This is a genomic window from Terriglobus sp. ADX1, from assembly GCF_036877645.1.
Classification (GTDB): Bacteria; Acidobacteriota; Terriglobia; order Terriglobales; family Acidobacteriaceae; genus Terriglobus.
The window spans coordinates 67,039-89,293 of sequence record NZ_JAEDXV010000002.1 but is presented as its reverse complement, the minus strand read 5'-3'; the positions used below and the strand labels follow the sequence as shown (position 1 = coordinate 89,293).

15 protein-coding genes are annotated in these 22,255 nt (G+C 57.1%); 9 read left to right on the top strand and 6 right to left on the bottom strand.

Going from position 1 to position 22,255, the window contains the following annotated elements; translation table 11 throughout:
- Positions 1–768, bottom strand: coding sequence for an SDR family NAD(P)-dependent oxidoreductase (locus tag JAO32_RS02090; protein ID WP_334237003.1), 768 nt, complete (start codon positions 766–768; stop codon positions 1–3).
- Positions 769–1,040: 272 nt separating this feature from the next.
- Here JAO32_RS02090 and JAO32_RS02085 point away from each other — a divergent pair, with 272 nt between their 5' ends.
- The 4 genes from JAO32_RS02085 (at position 1,041) to JAO32_RS02070 (ending at position 7,638) form a co-directional block, all read left to right on the top strand.
- A complete protein-coding gene (locus tag JAO32_RS02085) occupies positions 1,041–4,370 on the top strand; it encodes a TonB-dependent receptor (RefSeq protein ID WP_334237001.1) in 3,330 nt (1,109 codons plus the stop codon).
- 139 nt (positions 4,371–4,509) lie between these two features.
- Entirely contained in the window at positions 4,510–5,043 is a 534-nt protein-coding gene (locus JAO32_RS02080) for a BadF/BadG/BcrA/BcrD ATPase family protein (RefSeq protein WP_334236999.1), read from the top strand.
- Positions 4,938–5,498, top strand: a complete 561-nt coding sequence (locus JAO32_RS02075; RefSeq protein ID WP_334236998.1) for a hypothetical protein — start codon at positions 4,938–4,940, stop codon at positions 5,496–5,498. Before JAO32_RS02080 ends, JAO32_RS02075 begins: the two co-directional genes overlap by 106 nt.
- Entirely contained in the window at positions 5,473–7,638 is a 2,166-nt protein-coding gene (locus tag JAO32_RS02070) for an outer membrane protein assembly factor BamB family protein (RefSeq protein ID WP_334236996.1), read from the top strand. Before JAO32_RS02075 ends, JAO32_RS02070 begins: the two co-directional genes overlap by 26 nt.
- Here JAO32_RS02070 and JAO32_RS02065 read toward each other — a convergent pair.
- From JAO32_RS02065 to JAO32_RS02045, 5 genes are all read right to left on the bottom strand, one after another.
- Positions 7,622–9,223: an arylsulfatase gene (locus JAO32_RS02065; protein WP_334236994.1), complete on the bottom strand. Its 1,602-nt coding sequence runs from the start codon at positions 9,221–9,223 to the stop codon at positions 7,622–7,624. The genes JAO32_RS02070 and JAO32_RS02065 overlap by 17 nt on opposite strands.
- Positions 9,224–9,263: 40 nt before the next feature.
- On the bottom strand, positions 9,264–9,977 hold the full coding sequence (locus JAO32_RS02060) for a copper homeostasis protein CutC (protein ID WP_334236992.1): 714 nt from the start codon (positions 9,975–9,977) through the stop codon (positions 9,264–9,266).
- 27 nt (positions 9,978–10,004) lie between these two features.
- Positions 10,005–11,153: a sugar phosphate isomerase/epimerase family protein gene (locus tag JAO32_RS02055; protein ID WP_334236990.1), complete on the bottom strand. Its 1,149-nt coding sequence runs from the start codon at positions 11,151–11,153 to the stop codon at positions 10,005–10,007.
- Between the two features lie 40 nt (positions 11,154–11,193).
- Positions 11,194–12,732, bottom strand: coding sequence for a M81 family metallopeptidase (locus JAO32_RS02050; RefSeq protein WP_334236988.1), 1,539 nt, complete (start codon positions 12,730–12,732; stop codon positions 11,194–11,196).
- Between the two features lie 90 nt (positions 12,733–12,822).
- Positions 12,823–16,131, bottom strand: coding sequence for a TonB-dependent receptor (locus JAO32_RS02045; protein WP_334236986.1), 3,309 nt, complete (start codon positions 16,129–16,131; stop codon positions 12,823–12,825).
- A gap of 417 nt (positions 16,132–16,548) precedes the next feature.
- On the opposite strand from JAO32_RS02045, the gene JAO32_RS02040 reads away from it, so the two are divergent.
- The 5 genes from JAO32_RS02040 to JAO32_RS02020 are packed head-to-tail and all read left to right on the top strand — an operon-like array spanning position 16,549 to position 22,211.
- Complete coding sequence (locus JAO32_RS02040; protein ID WP_334236985.1) at positions 16,549–17,691, top strand: ROK family protein; 1,143 nt, start codon at positions 16,549–16,551, stop codon at positions 17,689–17,691.
- Between the two features lie 29 nt (positions 17,692–17,720).
- Positions 17,721–18,710, top strand: a complete 990-nt coding sequence (locus tag JAO32_RS02035) for a sugar phosphate isomerase/epimerase family protein (protein ID WP_334236982.1) — start codon at positions 17,721–17,723, stop codon at positions 18,708–18,710.
- Between the two features lie 21 nt (positions 18,711–18,731).
- The gene (locus tag JAO32_RS02030) at positions 18,732–19,994 is read left to right on the top strand and encodes a Gfo/Idh/MocA family protein (RefSeq protein WP_334236980.1); all 1,263 of its coding nucleotides are present in this window, start codon (positions 18,732–18,734) and stop codon (positions 19,992–19,994) included.
- An 8-nt stretch (positions 19,995–20,002) separates the two neighbouring features.
- Positions 20,003–21,049, top strand: a complete 1,047-nt coding sequence (locus JAO32_RS02025; protein ID WP_334236978.1) for an oxidoreductase — start codon at positions 20,003–20,005, stop codon at positions 21,047–21,049.
- Between the two features lie 31 nt (positions 21,050–21,080).
- A complete protein-coding gene (locus JAO32_RS02020; RefSeq protein ID WP_334236976.1) occupies positions 21,081–22,211 on the top strand; it encodes an SIS domain-containing protein in 1,131 nt (376 codons plus the stop codon).
- Positions 22,212–22,255 lie beyond the last annotated feature (44 nt).

Here is a 22,255-nt window from a genome sequence, read left to right as displayed (position 1 = left end):
TTACGCCATGAAGAATCCGCCATTGATCTCAATGACCTGGCCATGGATAAACGTCGCCTGATCGCTGGATAAGAACACCACCAGATCCGCAATCTCCTCTGCTGTTCCCAGTCGTCCAATCGGCGTTGCTGCACGCACACCATCCAGCCCTTCCTGCGTGGAGAACGAACGGTGATACCCCGTGTTCACCGTGCCGGGCGAGATGCAGTTTACACGCACTCCCTGCGGCGCAAACTCCTTCGTCAGTCCCTTCGTCATGGTCGAGATCGCAGCCTTGGCAGATGAATACGCCAACGCACCCAGCCCACCGCCAAAACGCGCAGCCACGGACGACATGTTGATGATGACGCCGCTCTTACGTTCACTCATGCCGCGCAACACCGCCTGCGACAGGAAGAATGCGCTGGTTAGATTCAGCATCATCACCTTCTCCCATAGCTCGTGTGTGAACTCCAGCACGCGCGTCCGTTGCACGAGCGATCCGGCGTTGTTCACCAGGATGTCGATCTGCCGCGCTTCCGCATAACGACAGAGAATCTGCGTGCCGTCCCATGTTCCCAGGTCAGCCTGCACAATTTCGCCGTCAGCACCCGCGGCGCGGACCTGATCCAGCACCTTCTGTGCCTCGTCAGCTTGTGAGTTGTAGTGGATCAACACGTGCGCTCCGGCAGCGGCCAGCGCCACGGCAGAGGCGGCGCCAATGCCGCTGCTGGCGCCGGTCACCAGCGCAATCTTTCCATCTAGTTGTTTTGCCTGCAAGCTGCTCATAGTTTCTAAAAACCAGTCTTTCGTGAATACCGAAATTGGAATCGTTTCCGAAATCATCCGCATTATCGGATTCCCTTGTCAATCCATAGCGGAAGCGTTTCCGACAAAATTGTGCCACAGGTGCCTTTTGGGTGACGATTTTATTGACAAGGCAGCATAGCGATGCGTATTTTCGGAAACGCTTCCGATTCTGCCTGCTCCGCGTCGCTCTGCAATCGCCGCAAACGCCTCCGGAAAACGGCAAATCACACATCCAGACGGAGCATATTCCCATGACACCGCTGCACTTTTCCCGGAAGGCCATCCTCTCTGCATCGCTTGCCCTTGCCTGTGTCTCCGTGACCCACGCGCAATCCAACACCGGCACCATCCTCGGCACCGTGCAGGATGACACCGGCGCCGCCATTCCCGGCGCAACCGTAACCATCCGCAACCTGGGCACAGGTGAGACACGCACCGCCACGTCTGACGGCAGCGGCGTTTACAACGTTCCGAATCTGCAGATCGGCCACTACTCCATCACGATCGCGCATGACGGATTTACTTCGGCACAGATAGCCGACACCGAATTGCAAGTTGCGCAGCGCGCGACTATCAACCCCGTGTTGCACGTGGGCGCGATTACCGACAAGGTAGACGTGATCGCCTCGCAGACGCCGCTGTTGAATGAGGCGTCCTCTGCCGTAGGTCAGGTCATTGATACGCAGACGGTGCAGAACGTGCCGTTGAATGGCCGCAACTTCTGGCAGCTGACGCAGCTTACGCCGGGTGTCAGCTTCATTCAGGGCGGGCAGAACATTGCTTCCGGCGGCACGTCCATCCGCGCCAGCGCCGTCAACGTAAATGTGAACGGCCTTTCACCTTCGTGGACAGGATGGTATCTGGACGGATCGAACATCACAGAATCGCAGCTTGGTGGCACGCTGATCTCGCCCAACGTAGACGCATTGCAGGAATTCAAAGTGGAATCCAGTAATATGCCCGCCGACTACGGCCACAGCCCCACCATTGTGAACGCCACGCTGAAGAGCGGCACCAATGCCTTCCACGGAACAGCGTATGAGTTCCTGCGCAACAACGCCTTCGACGCGAAGAACTACTTCTACGTTCCACCTGCAGGTTCCACGCGACGCAACCAGCCGCTGCATCGCAATCAGTTCGGCATTGCTGTCGGCGGACCGATCGTGAAGGACCACACGTTCTTCTTCCTCGATTTGCAATCCACGCTGTACACACTGGGCCAAAACTTTGACAACATTGTGCCCAGCGCTGCCATGCGCGCCGGCAACTATCAGGGCACAGGCATCACGCTGAAAGATCCTTTGACCGGCACTGCGTTTGCGAATAACACGATCCCCGCAAACCGCATTGTCCCGCAGGCACAGTTCTTCCTGAAGTATCTGCCCGCCGCGAATCAGCTTCGTGGCACTGTATCTCACGCTGTACTGACAAACCGCCTGAAGCAGCAACTGGATCAGGGCGACATCCGCATTGATCAAACGCTGTTCTCGAAAGACCGCCTGATGGGTCGCTACTCCATCACGGACAACCACGAAACGGACCCCAACCCCTTCCCAGCCCTCGGCGGTTTTCCGCTACGCAGCCGTGGCCAGAACGTGGTGCTGCGTGAAACGCACATCTTCTCGCCGAAGTGGCTGACGGAGGCGCAGTTCTCCTACTACCGCAGCGTCTTTTTCTTCACCAGTTCGCTGCAGGGACAAAACATCAATCAGCAAGCGGGTATCAAGGGCCTGGAAGGTCTATCGCCCGATCAGTATCAGGGCATGCCGCAGCTCAGCATCTCAAACTACGCGGGCTTCACCGGCCAGAGCGGCAACTATCCCAAGCAGAACAAGATCCGTTCGTGGCAATACGTCATCCGCTCCACGTACACCAGCGGCAAACATGAAGTCCGCTTTGGCTACGAGAACTTCCACGACACCAACACCTATCTCTTCGGCTCCAATTCGGTAGGTACGTTTACCTTCAGCAATTCCTACTCCGGCGACAACTTTGCGGACTTCCTGCTGGGCTATCCCGCATCCGGCCTGCGCAGCTACTTCCGCCAGCCGTGGGGTAACTACGTTAACTTTCAGTCGATGTATGTGCAGGACGACTACAAGGCAAGCTCGAAGCTGACCATCAATGCCGGTCTACGCTGGGAGATCAATCCGTTCTACAACGGCATCAAGGGTCAGACATCGGGATGGAATCCGACGAACGGCAAGCTTGTAATTCCTTCTGACTTCTCCATGAACGCGCAGCCCGGAACACCGTATCTGTATTCGCTGTTCTCCGATCGCTTGCAGTACTCAAACGATCTCGGCCTGCCGACCTCCATCCGCAAAGCAGCACGCAAGAATGTGGGGCCGCGCTTCGGTGTGGCTTATAAGCCGGAAGAAAACACGGTACTGCGCGCGGGATACGGCATTTTCTATCTCTTTCCGGATAACAACGCCATCAACAACACGCAGAATGTAGTGCCGTTCATCGCGTCGCAAACCGTAAACAACGTGAAACCCACCCCGACGCTGACCTTCGGCGACTTCTACTCGGGCCAGCCGATCGTCGCCGCGAACACAAGCAATTCCACCTGCTCCTTCGGCTATGTCGCGCTGTCCTGCTCGCAACCCAGCCTCACCACGATGGACCTGCAGGTAAAGAACTCCTACACGCAGGAATACAACGTCGCCGTCCAGCATCAATTCGGTCGCAAGGTATCGCTCGATGTGGCTTACGTGGGCAATCGCACGCAGCACATTGTGCAACCATTCTCTGCAAACGACCCGTTCCCCGGAGCAGGCACAATCCAGAACCGTCGGCCCTTCCAGCAGTGGGGCACGCTCACGCTGTATCGCTACGCGGGCAACGCGAATTACAACTCGCTACAAACAAAGCTGGAGACACGCGCGCTGAGTGGCGCTACGTTCCTCGTCTCCTATACCTACGGCGCCTGCCTTACGGACGGCACATTCAACGGCCTGACCCGCGAAGTGAGTGGCGGCTATAACTACTACGGCCCCTGCAACTACGACATCAAGCACAACTTCGTAACCAGCGGCCTGTACGAACTGCCCTTCGGCAAAGGCAAGATGTTCGCGTCTGGCGCCAACGGCTTTGTGCAAGGCCTGATCGGCAACTGGAGTCTCTCCGGCGTAGGCACGCTGCAATCCGGCCTGCCCTTCACCCTGAGCATCAGCAGCGACCAGGCAAACACCGGCCTTGGCGGCCAACGCCCGAACATCACCGGACGCCCGCAGATGGTGCGCAAGCCCACCTGCTGGTTCTACGATTCGCGCAATGCCTCCTGCCCCACGGGGGGCGCCGATGCCTTCAGCATCCCTGCGCAATACACCTACGGCAATGGCGGCACCAACACCATGCGTAACGACGGTCTGGTGCAGTTTGACGTCTCGGTCCTGAAGAAAATCCCGTTCGGCGACGCCCGCTCGCTGGAGTTCCGTGGCTCGTTCTTCAACGTCTTCAACCACACCACCTTCGCAACGCCCGTGACGAATATCGACTCGTCCTCGGCGGGCCAGATCACCTCAACCCTGAACGCTGCTCGATCCATTGAACTAGCCGCCAAAATTTACTTCTAAGCACGCTTTAGAGCAGAATCAAAGGCCGCAGAGAAGAATTACTTCTCTACGGCCTTTTTTGTTTCGAAATGCAGGAATAACATGGGACTTTCGGGGTGCGATAGCCCCGCTCATGGCTTCCGCAAAGTAAAGTTACCTTATGGCGTATTTTTTGGCGATTGATGCGGGCGGCACAAAGACGGACTTTGTACTGGCCGATGAAACACGCACGCTGGCGCGGCAGCGCACCGGCACCATCAAGCGTCTTCGCACTGATGCGGACACTGCACAAAAGAATCTGGAAGAAGGCCTTCGCGGCCTGACCGCACAGAGCGGTATTACCATGTCCTCCGTGCTGCGCACCTGCGTTGGCACAGCGGGCGAAACCGTTCCGATGGTGGCCGACTGGCTGCGCGAAACCATCGCAGAACGTGTCAGCGGACAACTGCTTCTCCTGGGCGATGTAGAGATCGCTCTGGATGCTGCCTTCCGTGGCGGCCCCGGCGTTCTTGTACTGGCAGGAACAGGCTCAAATGTTGCAGGACGCACACCTTCCGGCAAGATGGCCAACACCGGCGGTTGGGCCCCGTGCTCTCCGATCAGGGTTCCGGCCACGCTATTGGCCTGCGCGCCATCCGCTCCGTCTTCCTCGCGATTGATGAAGGACGGACCACGGCGCTGCAGCAGGCCGTAATGGATTTCTGGAATCTGCCTTCGCTTGACCTGTTGATTGAGTACGCAAACCGCACGCCCGCACCAGACGTTTCACGTCTTGCGCAGCTTGTCTACAGCGTGGCGCAGCACGGTGACCCGGTTGCACAGGAAGTATTGAAGGCCGAAGGCGAAGCACTGGCTCACCTGGTGCGTCTGCTGATTCGCAAGCTGCAAACCTTACAGGGCGACTCCACCTTTGTTCCGCAGCTTGCCTTTGCCGGCTCCATCATGGAGCGAGTGATTCCCGTGCGCGAAGCACTCATCGCATCTCTGCGCAAAGACTTTCCATCGCTGCAAACGCGCGATGGCGTGGTTGATCCGATTGAGGGAGCGTTGTGGCGCGCACGCGACCAGCAGGCATTTGAAGCACGCGCACATGCAATCGAACAACGGTCCACGGAGTCAGTCGATGCCACCACGGCACAACCTGCTTAGCTCTCTTGCCTTCACCAGTGTTCTCATCGCAGCCTCAGCCTCAGCACAAACAGCCGACGTGCATGCGTCGTGGCGCGCGTATGGCGGCTCAGAAGACGGCACACAATACTCATCCCTGAAGCAGATCAACCGCACCAACGTTAGTCATCTGCGCGAAGCGTGGCGGGTTTCTACCGGCGATGGGCGCGGTTACGTCTTCAATCCGCTCATCATCGGCAAGACGATGTATGTGCTGGCCCAGAACAACAGCATCGTGGCGCTGGATGCAGGCACAGGCAAACAACTGTGGTCGCATCCATTGCAGCCGAAGACGCCGCTGGTTCCCACGCGCGGCCTGGCTTACTGGCAGAGCGTGGATGGCAAGGACCAGCGCCTCATCTTTGCAGTGGACAATCAACTGCGTGAAATCGACGCTGCCACCGGAAAATCCATCACCACCTTCGGCAAGGACGGCAACGTGGATCTGCGCGAAGGCCTGGGCCGCGACGTCAACAAGCTGACGCTGGTGCAGTCCTACAATCCCGGCCGCGTCTTTGGCGACCTGGTGATCCTTGGCTCCGCGACCAACGAAGAATACGACTCCGCTCCTGGCGACATCCGCGCCTATAACGTTCTCACCGGTAAGATGACGTGGATCTTCCACACGATTCCGCATCCCGGCGAATACGGTTATGACACATGGCCCAAGGACGCATGGAAGACCGTGGGCGGAGCGAATGCATGGGGAGGCATGGCGCTTGATGTGAAGCGCGGCATCCTATACGTGCCCACCGCCAGCCCCAAGTACAACTTCTACGGCGCGAACCGCACTGGCTCAAACCTTTATGGCGACTCGCTGATTGCCATCGATGCACACACCGGAAAGCGCATTTGGCACTTCCAGATGGTGCATCACGACATCTGGGATTACGACAACCCGAACACGCCCATGCTGCTGACTGTGAAACACAACGGCAAAGATGTGGACGTTGTCGCACAGACCAGCAAGACGGGCTACCTGTGGGTCTTCGATCGCGTAACGGGAAAGTCTCTGTGGCCTATTGAAGAAAAGCCTGTGCCGCAGGATGCCATGCCAGGCGAACACGTGTGGCCCACGCAGCCCGTGCCTACAAAGTTAGAACCGTTCAGCCGCCAAACCTTCACATCGAAAGACCTGAGCCCGTACCTCACACCCGAGGAACATGATCGCCTAAAGAAGCAGATTGATGCTGCTCGTAATGAAGGCATCTACACACCGCCCACCACGCAGGACACGGTCGAGATGCCCGGCAACAACGGCGGTGTGAATTACGGTGGCGCAGCCGTCGATCCCACGCACGGCTATCTTTACGTCGTGTCGAAAGACCTGCCCGCGATGCTGAAACTGCAACTGCCTCCCGCTGCACCCACCGGCAGCACGCCAGAGGCACGAGGCGCAGCGGTGTATGCCAACACATGCAGTCTGTGCCACGGCATCAATCGCGAAGGCAAAGCCCCCGTCATCCCCACGCTGGTTGACGTTGACAAACGGTTAACCGAAGAACAGATTCGCCAGACCGTCCGCTACGGCAAAAATCAGATGCCGTCCTTCGGCAGCCTTCCCGCCGCGCAGGTGGACGACCTGATGAAGTTCCTGAAGAATCCGGGACTGCCGATGGTTGAAAACACCGCGGCCGCACCGACCGGCGATCCCGCCAGGCTGCGCTATCGCAGCGGATTCGGCTTCCTGTTTGCAGAGAGTGGCCTTCCCGTGATCGCTCCGCCGTGGACCACGCTCACCGCATATGACCTGAACACCGGCAACGTTCGCTGGAAGATTCCGTTGGGTGAAGTACCGGAACTGGCAGCAAAGGTCATCACGAACACCGGCTCGCACTTTCCAAAGGTGAACCCGGTAGTCACCGCAGGTGGACTCATCTTCACCGGAACGCGTGATCGCAAGATTCGCGCACTGGATGCAGCTACTGGCAAGGTTCTGTGGGAACACGAAGTGGACGCTGCGCTGGAAGGCATGCCTGCCATCTACGAGATTGATGGCAAGGAATACGTGGTCTTCTGCGCCGCAGCACGCGCCACCACGTACACACATGCCGTGCCCGGGCATCCCGCAGCGCAGGATCCGATTCCCGGCGCATACATAGCCTTTACCCTGCCCAACTAAGCAGCGGAATCTCTTTGGAATAGCCAGGGAAGTTCGGCGAGTAAAGATCATTCCCTTTACGAATCGCCGGCTTCCCGTCCTGCACCCAATGCGGGCCACGCACCTCCAGGTGCTTCGCCATGCGTGCGCGCCACATCGCCAGTGTCTCGGCATGCGCAGCATCCGCAGACAGATCGTGCAACTCAGCGCGATCTTCCGCCAGGTGAAACAACTGCTCCGTGCCGTCATAGCAATGGAAGATGTACTTCCACTTGCCATCCGTCAGTGCCGTCCAGTGATTACTGGGGTCATACGTGATGGCATGCTCCAGATCAAGATACTCGCGCCACTCGGTCTTACCGCGCAGCAATGCAAGCAGGCTCTTGCCTTCCACATCGTCAGGAATCGCCGCACCAGCCGCATCCAGAAACGTTGGCAGAAGATCGCGAATCTCCACCACCTGCGACATCCGCTTCCCTGCAACCTGCAACTGCTGCGACTTCGCAGGACGCACCAGCATGGGAATGTGCGCGGACGATTCATACGCATACGACTTACGCCACATATTCTGGTCGCCCAACATGTCGCCATGGTCACTGAAGTACACAATCATGGTGTTATCCAACATGCCGCGCTGTTCCAGAACGCGCAGGATGCGGCCAATCTGCTCATCCACAAAACTCACACCGGCGTAGTATCCCTGCCGTGAGTTTTGAATCTCCGCATCACTGAACTTGCCGTGCCACAGATCATCGCGTTCGCTGGAGTGGGCTTCATACTTCTTCGCCCAATCACCCACAGCAGCCTTCGGCAACTCACGCTCATACATTCGAAAGAATCGCTCTGGCGCGTCATACGGACTATGCGGGCGAATGAACGACACTTTTAGAAAGAACGGCTCGTCGCGCTCATACTGCTGCAGAAAACGCACAGCTGTCTCACCCGTCCAGTGCGTCGCGTGCATCTCCTCGCGATAGGCAAACGGCTTGCTGCTGCGGTCATTCCATCCCAGTCCCGTTGCATGCGGATCCTTGTCTGGCATCTGCGACCAGAACCACGATTCATAATCGCAACGCGGCTCCGCGGACTGCGCATGTTTTCCTTCGCCCTTGTGAAACCAGTAGCTGCAATGCTCATCGTTCACCAGGTGGTGATAGCCATGCGGATTCGTAATGGGATAGTAGTGGTTCTTGCCAACTGACGTGGTGTAATACCCCGCCTGTGCCATAGCCGCGGCCTTCTCTGTCGGATACGGATTCGTAGCGATGGTGCCATAGCCGAGCATTCCGTGTCCCCATGGACTACGCCCCGTCATCAACGCACTGCGTGCAGGCGTGCAGCTTGGTGTGGATGAATACGCGTTCTCAAACACAACGCCTTCACGCGCAATGCGATCCATATTTGGCGTATGAATGGTCTTGTTGCCATACGCGCCCATGCAGTCCCACCGATGCTGATCCGCCATCAACATCACGATGTTGACCTTACCCGCAGGATGATACGGCTTGACTTGTGGTGTCACGGCGCTCTGTTGCGCTTCACCTTCCATAAGCGGCCCGTGCAGTAGCGTCGCGCCACCTAACGATAAAAATGTCCGGCGATCCATGACAGTCTCCGTAGCAGGATTCAACACAACTACATTCACGTCACGCGCGATGCACTAATTCTGCAACCACACGAACATCTTCTACCTCAACCCGCGCCTCGCCCTGCTGCCACAACACATCACGCACATCTGCCGCATGCGGCTTACGACGAAACGACCCGTGTAGATCAAGCCCTGGAACCTTCGCCAGCAGTGGAGCATTCTGCAGCGACACGCCACCACCCGCTGCAATGCGAATCCAGCCTGCCGATATTTGCGTTAGCTCAAGCAGCATCTCAAGACCTTCCATCACGTTGGGCTGTCCACCCGATGTAAGCACGCGGCTGCAACCAAGATCGATGATCACGCGCAGCGACTCGTGCAGATCACGCGCAAGATCAAACGCGCGATGAAACGTCACCGGACGTCCATTCGCTATGCGAATCAACTCTGCAGTCTGCGCAGTGTCAATAGATCCATCCGCCGTCAACGTGCCTACGACAATGCCCGTAGCACCAAGCGAAAATGCCATCTCTGCATCGGCACACGCCATGCGAAACTCTGTGGCGGAATACACAAAGTTGCCACCGCGCGGACGCACCAGTGCATGCACCGGAATGCTTGAAGCTGCAATCGCCTCACGCAGAAACCCTACGCCAGCAGTAACGCCGCCCTCACTGAGGGCGGCGCACAGTTCAATGCGATCGGCGCCACCGGCATTTGCTGCTTCGCATGCCTGCAGTGTCTCCGCACATATTTCCAGTTCTCGTTGCAACACTTCCTCCGCGAAGGAAGACGCCTGTTACAGCGCCGCCTTCACTTGCTCAAACAGATACTTCGCGCCCTCAACGCCATCCCAAGGGCCGTCCTCGTACTCCAGCGCAAACACGCCGGTATAACCATTGTTCATCATGATGCGCACGTTGCGCTGCACATCAATGTGCGTGCCTTCGCCAAACGCATTATCCCAACGGTCCCAGTGCTTCGCGTGGCATGTGGTGTGTGCGTAAGGCGCCAGGTCGTTTAGCGCGTGATAGACAAGATACTTGTGTTCCCAGTTGCCGAAGTCCGGCGAAGCTTCGCACCAGCGGCTGTTCACTTCTTCAATGATGATGCGGATATTAATGGGATTCGCGGTTAGACCCCAGTGGTTTTCCAACGTCACCTTCACGCCCACCTTCGAACCGTGTTCCGCCATTTCTTTGAATGACTGGATGCACTGGCTCAGGTATTTCTCAAGATCCGGGTTCTTCGGATAGCTGGTTTCGTTCGGCTGTGGTGACGGCGCAATGCGCGGACCACCACTATTGATACGCATGCTCTTCGCGCCAAGAATGGCAGCACCATCCAACCACTTTTTCGCAACAGCAACGCCAGCCTTGCGCTTCGCTTCATCCAGTTCGCAGATATCGCGCGGCGCATTGTTCGAGATGTGATGACAGAAGACGCCTTCTTCCTTCTGCTTCGCCGCCAGCTTCTCCAGCCACTTCACGCCGTTCGGGCTTCCCGGATTGAACTCCGTAATCTGACGTTCCTTGCCGTTGTATCCCATGATGGTCATCGGCTCGTACTGGCTCTCATCCGTGATGTCGCCAAACAGGCTGGACCAGATATCGAACTTCGTCACACCCGGAAACAACTTCTTCGCATATGCGGGATATTCCAGCGCCGTGATGCTGCCATACTTCGCCTGCATCTTCTCAACGGTCGCTTTATCACCCACGTTGTTGCGGTTCTTGAAGATCCAACGCAACGGATAGCTATTCGCTGCGATGCGGTCCAGCTTCTCGCTCTCCGTAAGAGGACGGAAGGCACTCCCCTTCTCAATGGTTTCCGGTGTTGCGCTCTTCTGTTGCGCAAATGCCTCGCCTGCCAATATGCTGGCGGCCGCTGCGCCACCCGCGCCCCTCAGAAAGTTCCGGCGATCCAGTTGCATCGTGCGTGACTCCATTGCTATCTCCTTCTACTGCCTGTTGCGTTGTGACGAGTGTTTACGCCTGCTTTGGGCTTCGCGCCGAAACATACACCTTCGGCGTGTAGGTCAGGTCATCCACAAACGGATACGTTGGCGGACGATTCTTGTTCTTCGGCAGATGCACGATGTCCTGATTGATCGCACCATCGGTCAGCGCCATCAGGTTCGCCTTCGCCAGTTGTTTAATCTGAGGCTCAAGATAGCCAGACTTCACAACAACGATCTTCGCTGCGTGCGGATCAATACCCAGCTTCGTAAAGTCCACAATCTCGTGATACGGCCTGCGATACGCACTCAGGATCAGCGTGACGCCCTGAATCTGCACTGCTGCTTCACGCTTTGCAGGATCAACATTCTGCAACAACGCCTTCACCGTTGCCGTTACCTTCACTGGCTTGCTGGCAATCGGATCAAGCGTTGCACCAATGGAAAGCGGGATCGTCTTGCCAACACCCGCTGCATAACACGCGTCCGTCGCAGGCTTATCGGCGATACCACCAAAGACAACATCCTTCGCGCCAGCCTTCAACAGGGCTTCAAGAACCGTGGCCTGATCGCCATTGCCACCACCGGTCGGATTATCGCCGGAGTCCGCAAGAACAAGCGGATGAACGTCAGACTTCATCGCCTTCGTGATGCACTCATCCAGCGGACAAACCGGATCGCCAAACGCAAACTCTTTGCGCGCATCCCAATACTGCTGCGCAAGATTCGTGGCAACCTTCTCTTCATTTGCAGGATTGGTTCCGGTCACGACAACAGATGCAGCAGAGCGCGGCTGATCGGCCCACACGTAGCCCACGAGCATGGACACATCCATCACACCAGGCGTCTTATTCAACTCAGGCAACTGTGCCCACAAACGCTTCGCCGGTTCCCAGTTTGTAGAGCTGCGCTCACCCGGCATCAATACAGGAATCGTCGCCCACTCCAGCGTTGGGCGAATGTTTTCTTTCACGCACTTCACCAGCATGTCGCACGCCCGGAACATCGTCTCTTCCTTGTCGATGTGCGGTGCTGTGCGAAACGCGGAAAGCATATCCAGCGAATCAATAATGCGTTTGCTGATGTTGCCGTGCAGATCGTAGCTTGCAGACATCAGGCAGTTTGGTCCAACCACATTACGCGCAGCTTCATACCAATCGGCTTCAGCGTCATCCAGGCCATCGACAGTCATGGCGCCATGCATAGGTAGATACAGACCATCCAACGGCAACAACGCTTTTAGACGATCAATAAACTCTGCTTTGATCTTGTCGTAAGCGTCCCGCGCAACAGGACCGCCCGGAACCGCAGTGGCAACGATAGTTCCCATGAAAGGAACGTCAGGATAGCGTTGCTTCAACACAGCGAAGCGCGGAGAAGCATTCAACGCATCGCCACGCGTAATTGTGAACTCGTCATAGCGCGTGCGGATGTGGCCATACGTGCTGCATTCAATCGCAATGCCGCCATACGCAATGCGCGGCGCAGTCGTTGCCTTGGAAGATTTACATCCAACAACGGTGGCCAACGCGGCCATGGAACCAGCCTTCAGAAACGAACGTCGCTGCATCAACGCAAATCTCCTGAGAAAAGAACAGCATTGAAAAGAGAAGAAAAGAATCGGGCGGCTCAACAAGTGAGCCGCCCGGCATTGTTTTGGTTAGAACTTCAAACGAGCCGCGAACTGAATCAAACGCGGGTTGTAGGCATTCGCCGTGGAGGTGATGGAACCGTAACCTGCAGTTGGCGTAAAGCCCGCAACTGGGAAGCCATTACAAGCCGTAGTACAGGTCTGGTAAGACAACGTCGAGCTCGGGTTCACGAACTGTGCCGTGTTCATCACGTTGAATGCTTCCGTGCGGAACTCCAGCTTCAGGCTCTTGTAGATGTCGAAGTTCTTGAACAGCGACAGATCCACACGCTGCTGCCCCGGTCCGAACAACTGGTTACGATGTTCCGAACCGATAGTAGCTGTGGGCTGGAAGACGAACGCATTCGTGTCGAACCACTTGCTGATTGTCGGGTGGCCAACCTTGCCGCTGGCAATCATGTTCGGACGATCGCCGCCTCCGACGGTAGGACGCGTACCGCTGCGGTTGACGGTGTTTGTCACAGAGAAAGGCATGCCCGTGTTCCACACCACGACACCATTGGCCTGCCATCCCTTGATCAGAACACCCCTGAAACCATGAGCGCTATTACCAAACGGCAGCGAATAGTTGAACGTCGCCGTGACACGGTGCCGCACATCCAGGTTGCCGTTGCCGTAATCGATCGTATTGATCAGCTCTGCTGATGAGCCAAAGCCGTTGCCACCGTTGTTGCTGATCGATTCCGCGTTATCCAGCAAACGCGCCCATGTATATCCCAACGACATGTCGAGTCCCTTGCTGAAGCGGCGCTTCAACACGGCCTGCATCGCGTGGTAGCTGCTGGAGCCAGTGCTGCGATACAGCGGGATGTTCGTTATGTTCGGCACAGTAGAGGCGAATCGGCGGTACTGGTTGTAGTTGCTGTTCACCGCGGGCGAGTTCGTGGTGGTGTCACCCGGCGTTACGAATACCTTCGACAGGTTTGCCAGTCCAACCGTGTTGTAGTCAGACAGATAATAGCCATTGCGACGGCCAAGTTCGCCCACATAAGAGAGTGTGCCCACGAAACCGGCAAACTCTCGCTCAGCTGTCAGGTTGAACTGCTCGATATACGACGACTTGAAGTTAGGATCCAACGCAGCAGTAATGGCGCCGCTTGGATTCGTGTAGCTGTTCGGAGCTGGAATGGGAAGACCAGCAGCAAACTTCTGGCCGCTCTGCGCGGACGTGAAGGGGCCATACGTTGCGGTAAACGGCTGGTTCACCAACGCCGAACCAGAGGTAGTATTTTCCGGCGCGAACGTCAGGCCGAAACCACCACGGATAACCGTTTTTTCCATCGGCGTATACGCAAAGCCGAAACGCGGGGCCAGGTTGCTGTAATCCGTCTGCACACCGCCATGTACGCCAGCGTTGCGCCCTGCCACCACAATTCTTCCCTGCAGGATGTCGAAGTTCGAAAGGATGTTGTTGATTTCCGTATACGGCGTGAACAGGTCGTAACGGACACCAATGTTCAGTGTCAGGTTCGACGATGCGTGGAAATCGTCCTGGAAGTAAAAGTGGGGTTCCCAGGTACGATTGTGCGGCGTATACAGAATCTCGTTACGACCACCGGATGTGTACGTTCCGGTGAGCAACTGTGAGAAGTTATCAAACGTCCAGTTGCCATTCGCCGTATCGGTTTGTGTGACAGAGTCCTGACGACGAATAACGCCTGCACCGAACTTGAACGAGTTGTGGCCGCGAATCCAGCTGACGGCTCCCTCATACTGATACGTGTTTTCGTGATAGATGATCGGCGGACGGTTTCCGAGGTTCGTGCCGGGCGTGCTGACCGATACTGCGGAAAGTTCAGCCGTACGGCCATCTACGTTGATGTTCGGCTGGCCCATCGCCGTGTTGATGGCCTTGCCAAAGTTAAGAGGGTACTGGGCGTTATCCAGCAGCGTATAACCCGCCTTCAATTCCAGCAGAAGAGTCGGCGTGAACGCGTGGGTGTAGTTGAGGTGCGCCTGGTGCGCGCGTGTGGCTGCCGGGCCAGGATAGCTGCCCAGGTTGCCGCCCGGTTCAATAACACCAGCAGCTGAGTTCACTGCCGGAAACAGCGTACCGATCTTGGTGTCGACACGGTTGTAGGTGTAACGCAGGAACGCGCGATCACCGTTTGAGAAAAGATGGTCGCCACGAACATCACCTACCTTGGAGAACTGCGAGTCTCCACGAGTACCTATGTAGTTGTTCGTAACAGCACCAGCCGCACCATAGTTCGGTAGCGGGAACAGGGCGATGTACTGCTGTCCAATCTTGTCGAAGTTAGCAGGAGCGACGGTCTGCTGCGCCACCGGAATCGACGGGTTGTCCGTGAAATTGCCGGGGTTGTTGCGCTCAAACAATGATGGAACGCTGGTAATCGTTGGGTTCTGATTGAAGACTTTGTTCAATCCTTCGTAGTCCACGAAGAAGAACGTCTTGTCCTTCCAGATAGGGCCGCCAAGGCTGGCACCGAACTGGTTCTGGCGATACTTCGGCTTGGGGATGGTTGCGCCAAACTTGAACGGGTTCGCATTCAGCTTGTCATTGCGGAAGAACTCGTAAGCCGTACCGTGAAACTGGTTGCCACCGGACTTGGTGATGACGTTGATGATGGCGCCTGCCGCACGGCCCACTTCTGCCGTGAATACGTTCGCCTGAACGCTGACTTCCTGGATAGAGTCCACGGAAGGACGAACACCAATGGAACCGATGATGCGCTCGTTATTATCGATGCCGTCAATCGTCTGGTTGTTCATCATGTCAGCCTGACCGTTCATCGATACCGACGAGGTCTGACGACGATCATCCGGGCGGTTGCCGCTGGCGAGACCGTTGTTCAGGCCTTCCGTGGCGCCCGGCGTCACCTGTACCAGGTTGATGAAGTTACGTCCGTTCAGCGGCAGTTCCTGCGTCGCCTTTTCCGTCACCGTGTTGATGATGGCCGACGAATCCGTGCGCAACGCGGGCGTGGTCGCTTCTACGTTGATTGTTTCGCCTTCGCTACCAACCGCCAGATGCGCATCTTCACGCGCACGGTCACCTGCAGCAATGCTGAAACTGTTGATCTGGAATGTCTTGAAGCCCGTTGCCGTTACGGTCAGTGAGTACGTGCCCGGCTTCAACAGAGTGAACGTATATTCACCGGCGGAGCCTGCGGTAACCGTACGCTTGTCGTGCGTGTTGACATCTGTGAGCACGATGGTGGCATTTGGCACTACGGCGCCTGACACGTCCGTTGCCGTGCCGACTACATCCGCTGTGGTGTTCTGAGCAAAGGCCGGTGAAACCGCTGCGGCAAACATACCGGCGATTGCCATCGTACGCAACGTGCCTTTGGTCATACTGAAACACTGCTTATCTGCAGTGCCTCGCGACTGGGTACAAATATTTGATAGGTCCTTCATGGTCCGGGTCTCCCGAGTGTTATTCCGCCTGGTAACGCCCTGTGTCGTGAATACGCGTGCGCACAGGAATTTTCGTGTGCCGAAAGGGAATTAGAACCTTCCCCGGCGAAAAGCGCTTACTCCCCTGCCAGCTGCACTTCATCCTGTCCGGTCGACTCACCTATAAATTCACTCAGTGAATAAATTGGAGTCAATCCTGGTGCGGCTGATGTAGTATTGCGAAGGTAATCAGGTCAACAATGTTTCGGTAGGTGGATCATATCCACCGCCCTGTGAAGGGTCAAGCAGGATTTACATCCCTGTTACCCAGACGCAATACCCCGGAAACACATCCCGGGGTTGGAGAGCTTTCTCATGAAGGTATCCTTCCGGTCTGCGAAGACCGCCGTGATTGCCGCATTGCTCGAAAACGACCAGCTCTCCCGGCTGGAACTGAGCGATCGCGCGGGTGTGAGTCCTGCAGCCATCACCGAAGTGACCCAACACCTGTTGCAGCAAGGACTTCTGCTGGAAACGCCCGCCATGAATGCGGGCAAGCGCCGCGGACGCCCTACGGTTCAGCTTTCTCTTCAGGCCTCCCACTCCTGCTTCGTCGGCGTCAGCATCAACGAAGAAAAGGTGCAGCTCGCCATCACCGACCTGCGTGGCGAAGTCCTCGGTCACGAAGAAGTGACAGAACACAGTGACCTTCAGGAGCTGCCTGCTGCCGTCCGCGCCAGCTTCACACGCACGTTGCGCAAATCTGGCGTCGCACGCGCTCGTGTTCGAGGCGTTGGCATCTCCGTCGCCGGCATTGTGGACGCAGAGGAAGGTATTTGTCGCTACTCCGCCGGTCTGGATTGGCGCGATGTTCCCATTGCAGAAAAGATTGCAGCCGCATTGAAACTTCCCGCATGGGCAGACAACGATGCCAACGCTATCGCTATGGGCGAGAAGATCTTCGGTCGTGGACGCGAGTATGACAACTTTTCCATCGTCATGCTGGGCCGCACCATTGGTTCCGCGCATTATATGAACGGGATGCTCTATCGCGGACACGACGGCAGCGCGGGAGAAATCGGCCATATTACTGTGGACCCAAATGGCCCGCCCTGCCGCTGCGGACGCAACGGCTGTCTGGATACACTCGCAGGCGGTTATGCCTTGCGCCAAGCCGCAAAAAAAGCAGGGCTTTCCATTCAAAGCATGCGTGATCTGGAAGATCTGGCCATGCGTGGCAATGCAAAAGCCATTAAGCTGCTGCGCGATGCAGGCGCAGCCCTTGGCAGCGCCATCGCCACACTGGTTCATTTGAACGATCCTGCGGCGGTGCTTTTCACGGATCTGGAGGGCTTTGAAAACGGCCTCTTCCGAACTGCCACACGACAAGCTATTGAGAACGGCATCCTGCCGCGCTTCCTTGCTTCCACACAGATCATTTTTGGCGATGGGGAGCCGGTCTCGCTGCCACGCAGCGCCGCCTCCATCGCGGCTTTTAACTATCTGATCGCCCTGTAGCAATCAGAACCACTCGGAGGGGAAAGTACATGCAGGAGCACACACAGCAAGGAGAAGTCTCAGGCCTGTCGCGTCGCGGCTTTTTAAAGCACGCGGCCACCGCAGCCGCACTGGCCACCGTCGCAGGAAAAATTGCGCTGCCTAACCGCGCTGAAGCACAAGCGTTGAAGCGCACCCACGCGCCCATGGCTCTGGGTTTGCTCATCTCACCGTTCCCTGATCCCGAAGCCAAAATCAAACTCGTTCACGATCTGGGCTTCCCGACCTGCTTCCTTTCGCTGGACGGCTATCTGGGCAAATTCACGCCCGCTCTGGCCAAGCAGTTCAATGATTTGTTTGACAAATATCAGGTGGTTCCCACCACGGCAGAAGTCGTGCATCCGGCGCCGCTGAAGTGGAACTTCGTGGAAGGCCCCTCGACAATCGGCGTTGTCCCGCCTGCGTACCGTCAGGCTCGTGTCGATGCACTGAAGCAAACTTCAGATTTTGCGAGGCTCATTGGTGTGGGTCGCATTCAGACACACTGCGGCTTCATTCCGGAAGATCCGCACGATCCTCTCTACGACGGAACGGTTAAGGCCATCCGCGAACTCACCGAGCACTGCGCTGACAACGGCCAGCACTTCCTGATGGAAACCGGCCAGGAAACCCCCACCACGATGCTGCGCATGATTAAGGATGTGAACCATCCCGGACTCGGCGTTGGTCTGGATACCGCGAACCTCATCCTCTACGGCAAAGCAAATCCGGTGGATGCATTGAAGGTTCTCGGACCGCACGTGCAGGCGATGCACGCGAAGGACGGCATGTGGCCCACCGATCCGGACAAGCTTGGCAAAGAAGTGCAGATCGGCAAGGGCGACGTGGACTTCCCCACTGTGCTCAAGATGCTTAAGGCTCTGAACTACACCGGTGCAATCAGCATTGAACGCGAAACGTCTGGCCCGCAGCAGGTGCAAGACGTGAAGGAAGAAAAGGTCTACCTCGAAAACATCCTCAACAAGCTTGGCCGCGCTTAAGCGACATTCGGAGAGAACAAAATGGATCGCAGAAAATTTCTCAAGGGGACCGGTGCTGCTTGCGGTCTCCTCATCGTGAAACCTTCCACGGCTTTTGGTTATGCCGCCAACTCCGCTGTACGTTACGGCCTGCTGGGCTGCGGCAGCCGCGGCACTTCCGTCGCAACATCGTTCGCGAAGAATACCGATGCGCGCATCGTCGCGCTGGGCGACATCTTCCCGGACCAGCTTGCCAAGGGAAAGCAGCACTTTGATCAGGTAAACGCTTCACTGGGCAAGCCTGCCGTTGATCCCAAGCTGACCTTTCACGGATGGGAAGCGTACAAGGCTATGGCCGCCAACCCCAACATTGACGCGGTGCAGATCTCCACACCGCCCTTCTTCCACGTGGAGCATCTCGACATCCTCACCGCAGGCGGCAAGCACGTTTACGTTGAAAAGCCCGTGGGCGTGGACATTCCGCAGACGCGTCGCGCACTTGAGATCGCCAAGCGCATCGATGGCAAAGTAAGCGTTGCTGTTGGTTTCCAGATTCGCAAGGCACCGCCTTTCGTTGAAATCGTCAGGCGTATTCACAACGGCGACATCGGCAAGATCGCATCGCTCAGCGGCTATTACAACGCACCACCGGCTGTCTTCCACGATGTGCAAAACGTCTCGCAGGAAGAGTTCCGCCTGCGCAACTGGGTGCGTGACAAGAAGCTCTCCGGCGACATTCTGGTGGAACAGAACATTCACGTCATTGACGTCTGCAACTGGATCATGGGAGCACATCCCATCAAGGCCGATGCGCGCGCCAGCCGTAAAGCCGTCACCGGTTACGGCAACATCAACGATAACTACGAAGTCATCTACACCTACCCTGGTGACGTGCAGCTCGTCTTCAACTCCACGCAGTTCAACTTCAAGGGTTTCTTCGATGTTGCCGAACACGTCTTCGGCAGCGACGGCGTTGCGGAAGCGCCCTACAAGGGACCGCTGCGCATCATGGGACCGAAGGCATGGACGTGGGATGGCGGCCCTGCAAAGACCGACAGCAAGTTCGCTGTAGACGGTGCCTTCACTGACAACCTGGCCGAGGCAGACAAGATGAAGGACCAGGACTTCATCGGCAGCATCACCGGCAACAAGTATCAGAACCAGATTGCAACCGGCGTGGATAGCGCACGGAGCTGCATCCTGGGTCGCAAGTCCGCAGAACTGGGCCGCGCCGCCACATGGGATGAACTCATGGCAGACAACGAAGCCTACGAACTCGGCATGGATATCACCAAGTACCACTAAGCCTGACGATGACGATGCTTCCTGTTCGCACTGCCCTCCTCGGTTTCGGCTATGCCGGCCGCACATTTCATGCGCCTCTGCTTGAGGCCGTGGAGGGCATCGCATTTTCGCTCGTCGGCTCCAGCCGCCCGGACGACGTGCACGCGCGCTATCCCAATGTGCGCGTCTCCAGTGCGCAGGAAGCAATCATTAATCCTGAAATCGATCTTGTCGTAATCGCTACACCAAACGATTCGCACTTCCCGCTGGCGGCAGCGGCATTGCGTGCTGGCAAACATGTTGTTGTCGACAAGCCATTCACTCTGAACCTGCAGGAAGCAAAAGACCTGCAACAAATCGCCAACGAACATGGCCGCATCCTCAGCGTCTTTCACAATCGCCGTTGGGAAAGCGAAATCAAGGGCGCGCGTGAAGTGTTGCAATCCGGCGTTCTGGGTCAGGTCACGCACTACGAACTGCACATGGACCGCTTCCGGCCCAACGTGCGTCAGCGCTGGCGTGAAGATCCCGGCCCCGGCGCGGGCCTGTGGTTTGATCTTGGTCCGCACATGATTGACGCGAGCATGTATCTCTTCGGTATGCCGCACGCCATTCAGGGAAGTCTTGCAACGCTGCGCCCTGGCGGTAAAACCGACGACTGGGGCCACGCCGTTCTGCATTATCCGCATATGCGCGTTGTGCTCAATGCATCATTGTTGGTCGCAGGCACAGGCCCACGCTCCACACTGCATGGCACTGCGGCAACGTGGATGAAATACGGCGCAGACACGCAGGAGCCACAGTTGCAATCTGGCATGTCACCCAATGATCCCGCATTTGGCATTGACCCCGATGGTGGTGTCATCATCGATGGAGCAACCGGCACCACCACACCTGCGGCACCGCAGCGAGGTTGCCAACAAAAGTATTACGAAAGCATCCGCGATGCGATCCGCACAGGCACTGCTCCCGCTATCACGGCGCAGGATGCAGTCAATGTCATGACCGTGCTGGACGCTTTTTATCTTTCCGCCCGTGAAGGGCGCACCGTGTCTCTGCCGCACGGATCAAAATAAACAAGAACCATAAGGAACACGAGGTAATACTGTGAGCGATACACCCGCACCATACCCGCACTGGATGCTCCGCGAAATCCACGAGCAGCCGGAGACACTGGCCGCCACGCTGGCTGCCTATGCCACCGCCGAAGGATTCCGCGACGACACCTGCGAGTCGATTCGCCAATGGCTGCGTGAAGCGCAGCGCGACATTGTGATTGCCGCCAGCGGCTCCAGCCGCCACGCCGGTCTCGTCGCAGAGCTGCTCATTGAAGACAAGGCAGGCATCCATGTCGACGTAGAATACGCCAGCGAATACAGTTACCGGTCCGAGCATTCGCTGAAGAGCGCTGCCGTCATGGTCATCTCACAGAGCGGTGAAACGGTAGACACGCTGGCCGCACTGCGCAAGGCAAACACCGCAGGCCACCACACGCTGGCCATCACCAATGTTCCCGGCTCATCGATGGCGCGTGAAGCCTCCGTCTCCATGCCCACCTTCGCAGGTCGCGAACGCGCCGTGCCCGCCACCAAGAGCTTCACCGCACAACTGCTGAACCTGTACCTGCTTTCGCTGCTCGCAGCAGAAGAGCGCGGCGTTCTAGTGAAACCGGAACTCGACAAGCTGCTTGTAGAACTGGGCACGCTTTCTGATCGCGTACGTCGTCAGTTGCCTCTGTGGGAGAGCCGCGTTCGCGAAATCGCTGCACAGATTGCCAAGGCCAAGGCTTTTCTCTTTGTGGGTCGCAGCGTTCACTACGCCATTGCTCGTGAAGGCGCACTGAAGTTGAAGGAGTCCGCGTACATTAACGCTGAAGGTTACCCCAGCGGCGAATTGAAGCATGGCCCCAACGCACTCGTCAGCAAGGAAACACCGCTGGTCATGCTGGCCACCGTCGATCGCAGCGATAGCGAATCCGTCGAGCGCTACGAAAAAGTCGTGCAACTCATGCAGGACATGCGTACGCAGGGCTCCACGATTCTTGCCATCGGCAACGCAGGCGACACCGCCGTCGAACAACTCGCTGACTTCTTTGTCCCCGTGGAAGAAGCCAGCGAAGGCCTGCTCACCATTTGCGAAGTGATTCCGCTGCAGATTCTGTCTTACTGCATGGCTATCCAGAACGGAATCAACGTGGACAGCCCGCGCAACCTCAACAAGGCAGTGCTCGCCGAGTAGCACTGCCTCGCATTACCCCCTCTGCGCATCCAATCGTGCAGAGG

Bases quoted from the DNA above. Each gene is read 5' to 3' on its own strand.
- JAO32_RS02090 (WP_334237003.1), bottom strand. From the start codon at position 768: ATGAGCAGCTTGCAGGCAAAACAACTAGATGGAAAGATTGCGCTGGTG.
- JAO32_RS02085 (WP_334237001.1), top strand. From the start codon at position 1,041: ATGACACCGCTGCACTTTTCCCGGAAGGCCATCCTCTCTGCATCGCTT.
- JAO32_RS02080 (WP_334236999.1), top strand. From the start codon at position 4,510: ATGGCGTATTTTTTGGCGATTGATGCGGGCGGCACAAAGACGGACTTT.
- JAO32_RS02070 (WP_334236996.1), top strand. From the start codon at position 5,473: ATGCCACCACGGCACAACCTGCTTAGCTCTCTTGCCTTCACCAGTGTT.
- JAO32_RS02065 (WP_334236994.1), bottom strand. From the start codon at position 9,223: ATGGATCGCCGGACATTTTTATCGTTAGGTGGCGCGACGCTACTGCAC.
- JAO32_RS02055 (WP_334236990.1), bottom strand. From the start codon at position 11,153: ATGGAGTCACGCACGATGCAACTGGATCGCCGGAACTTTCTGAGGGGC.
- JAO32_RS02050 (WP_334236988.1), bottom strand. From the start codon at position 12,732: ATGCAGCGACGTTCGTTTCTGAAGGCTGGTTCCATGGCCGCGTTGGCC.
- JAO32_RS02045 (WP_334236986.1), bottom strand. From the start codon at position 16,131: ATGACCAAAGGCACGTTGCGTACGATGGCAATCGCCGGTATGTTTGCC.
- JAO32_RS02040 (WP_334236985.1), top strand. From the start codon at position 16,549: ATGAAGGTATCCTTCCGGTCTGCGAAGACCGCCGTGATTGCCGCATTG.
- JAO32_RS02035 (WP_334236982.1), top strand. From the start codon at position 17,721: ATGCAGGAGCACACACAGCAAGGAGAAGTCTCAGGCCTGTCGCGTCGC.
- JAO32_RS02030 (WP_334236980.1), top strand. From the start codon at position 18,732: ATGGATCGCAGAAAATTTCTCAAGGGGACCGGTGCTGCTTGCGGTCTC.
- JAO32_RS02025 (WP_334236978.1), top strand. From the start codon at position 20,003: ATGACGATGCTTCCTGTTCGCACTGCCCTCCTCGGTTTCGGCTATGCC.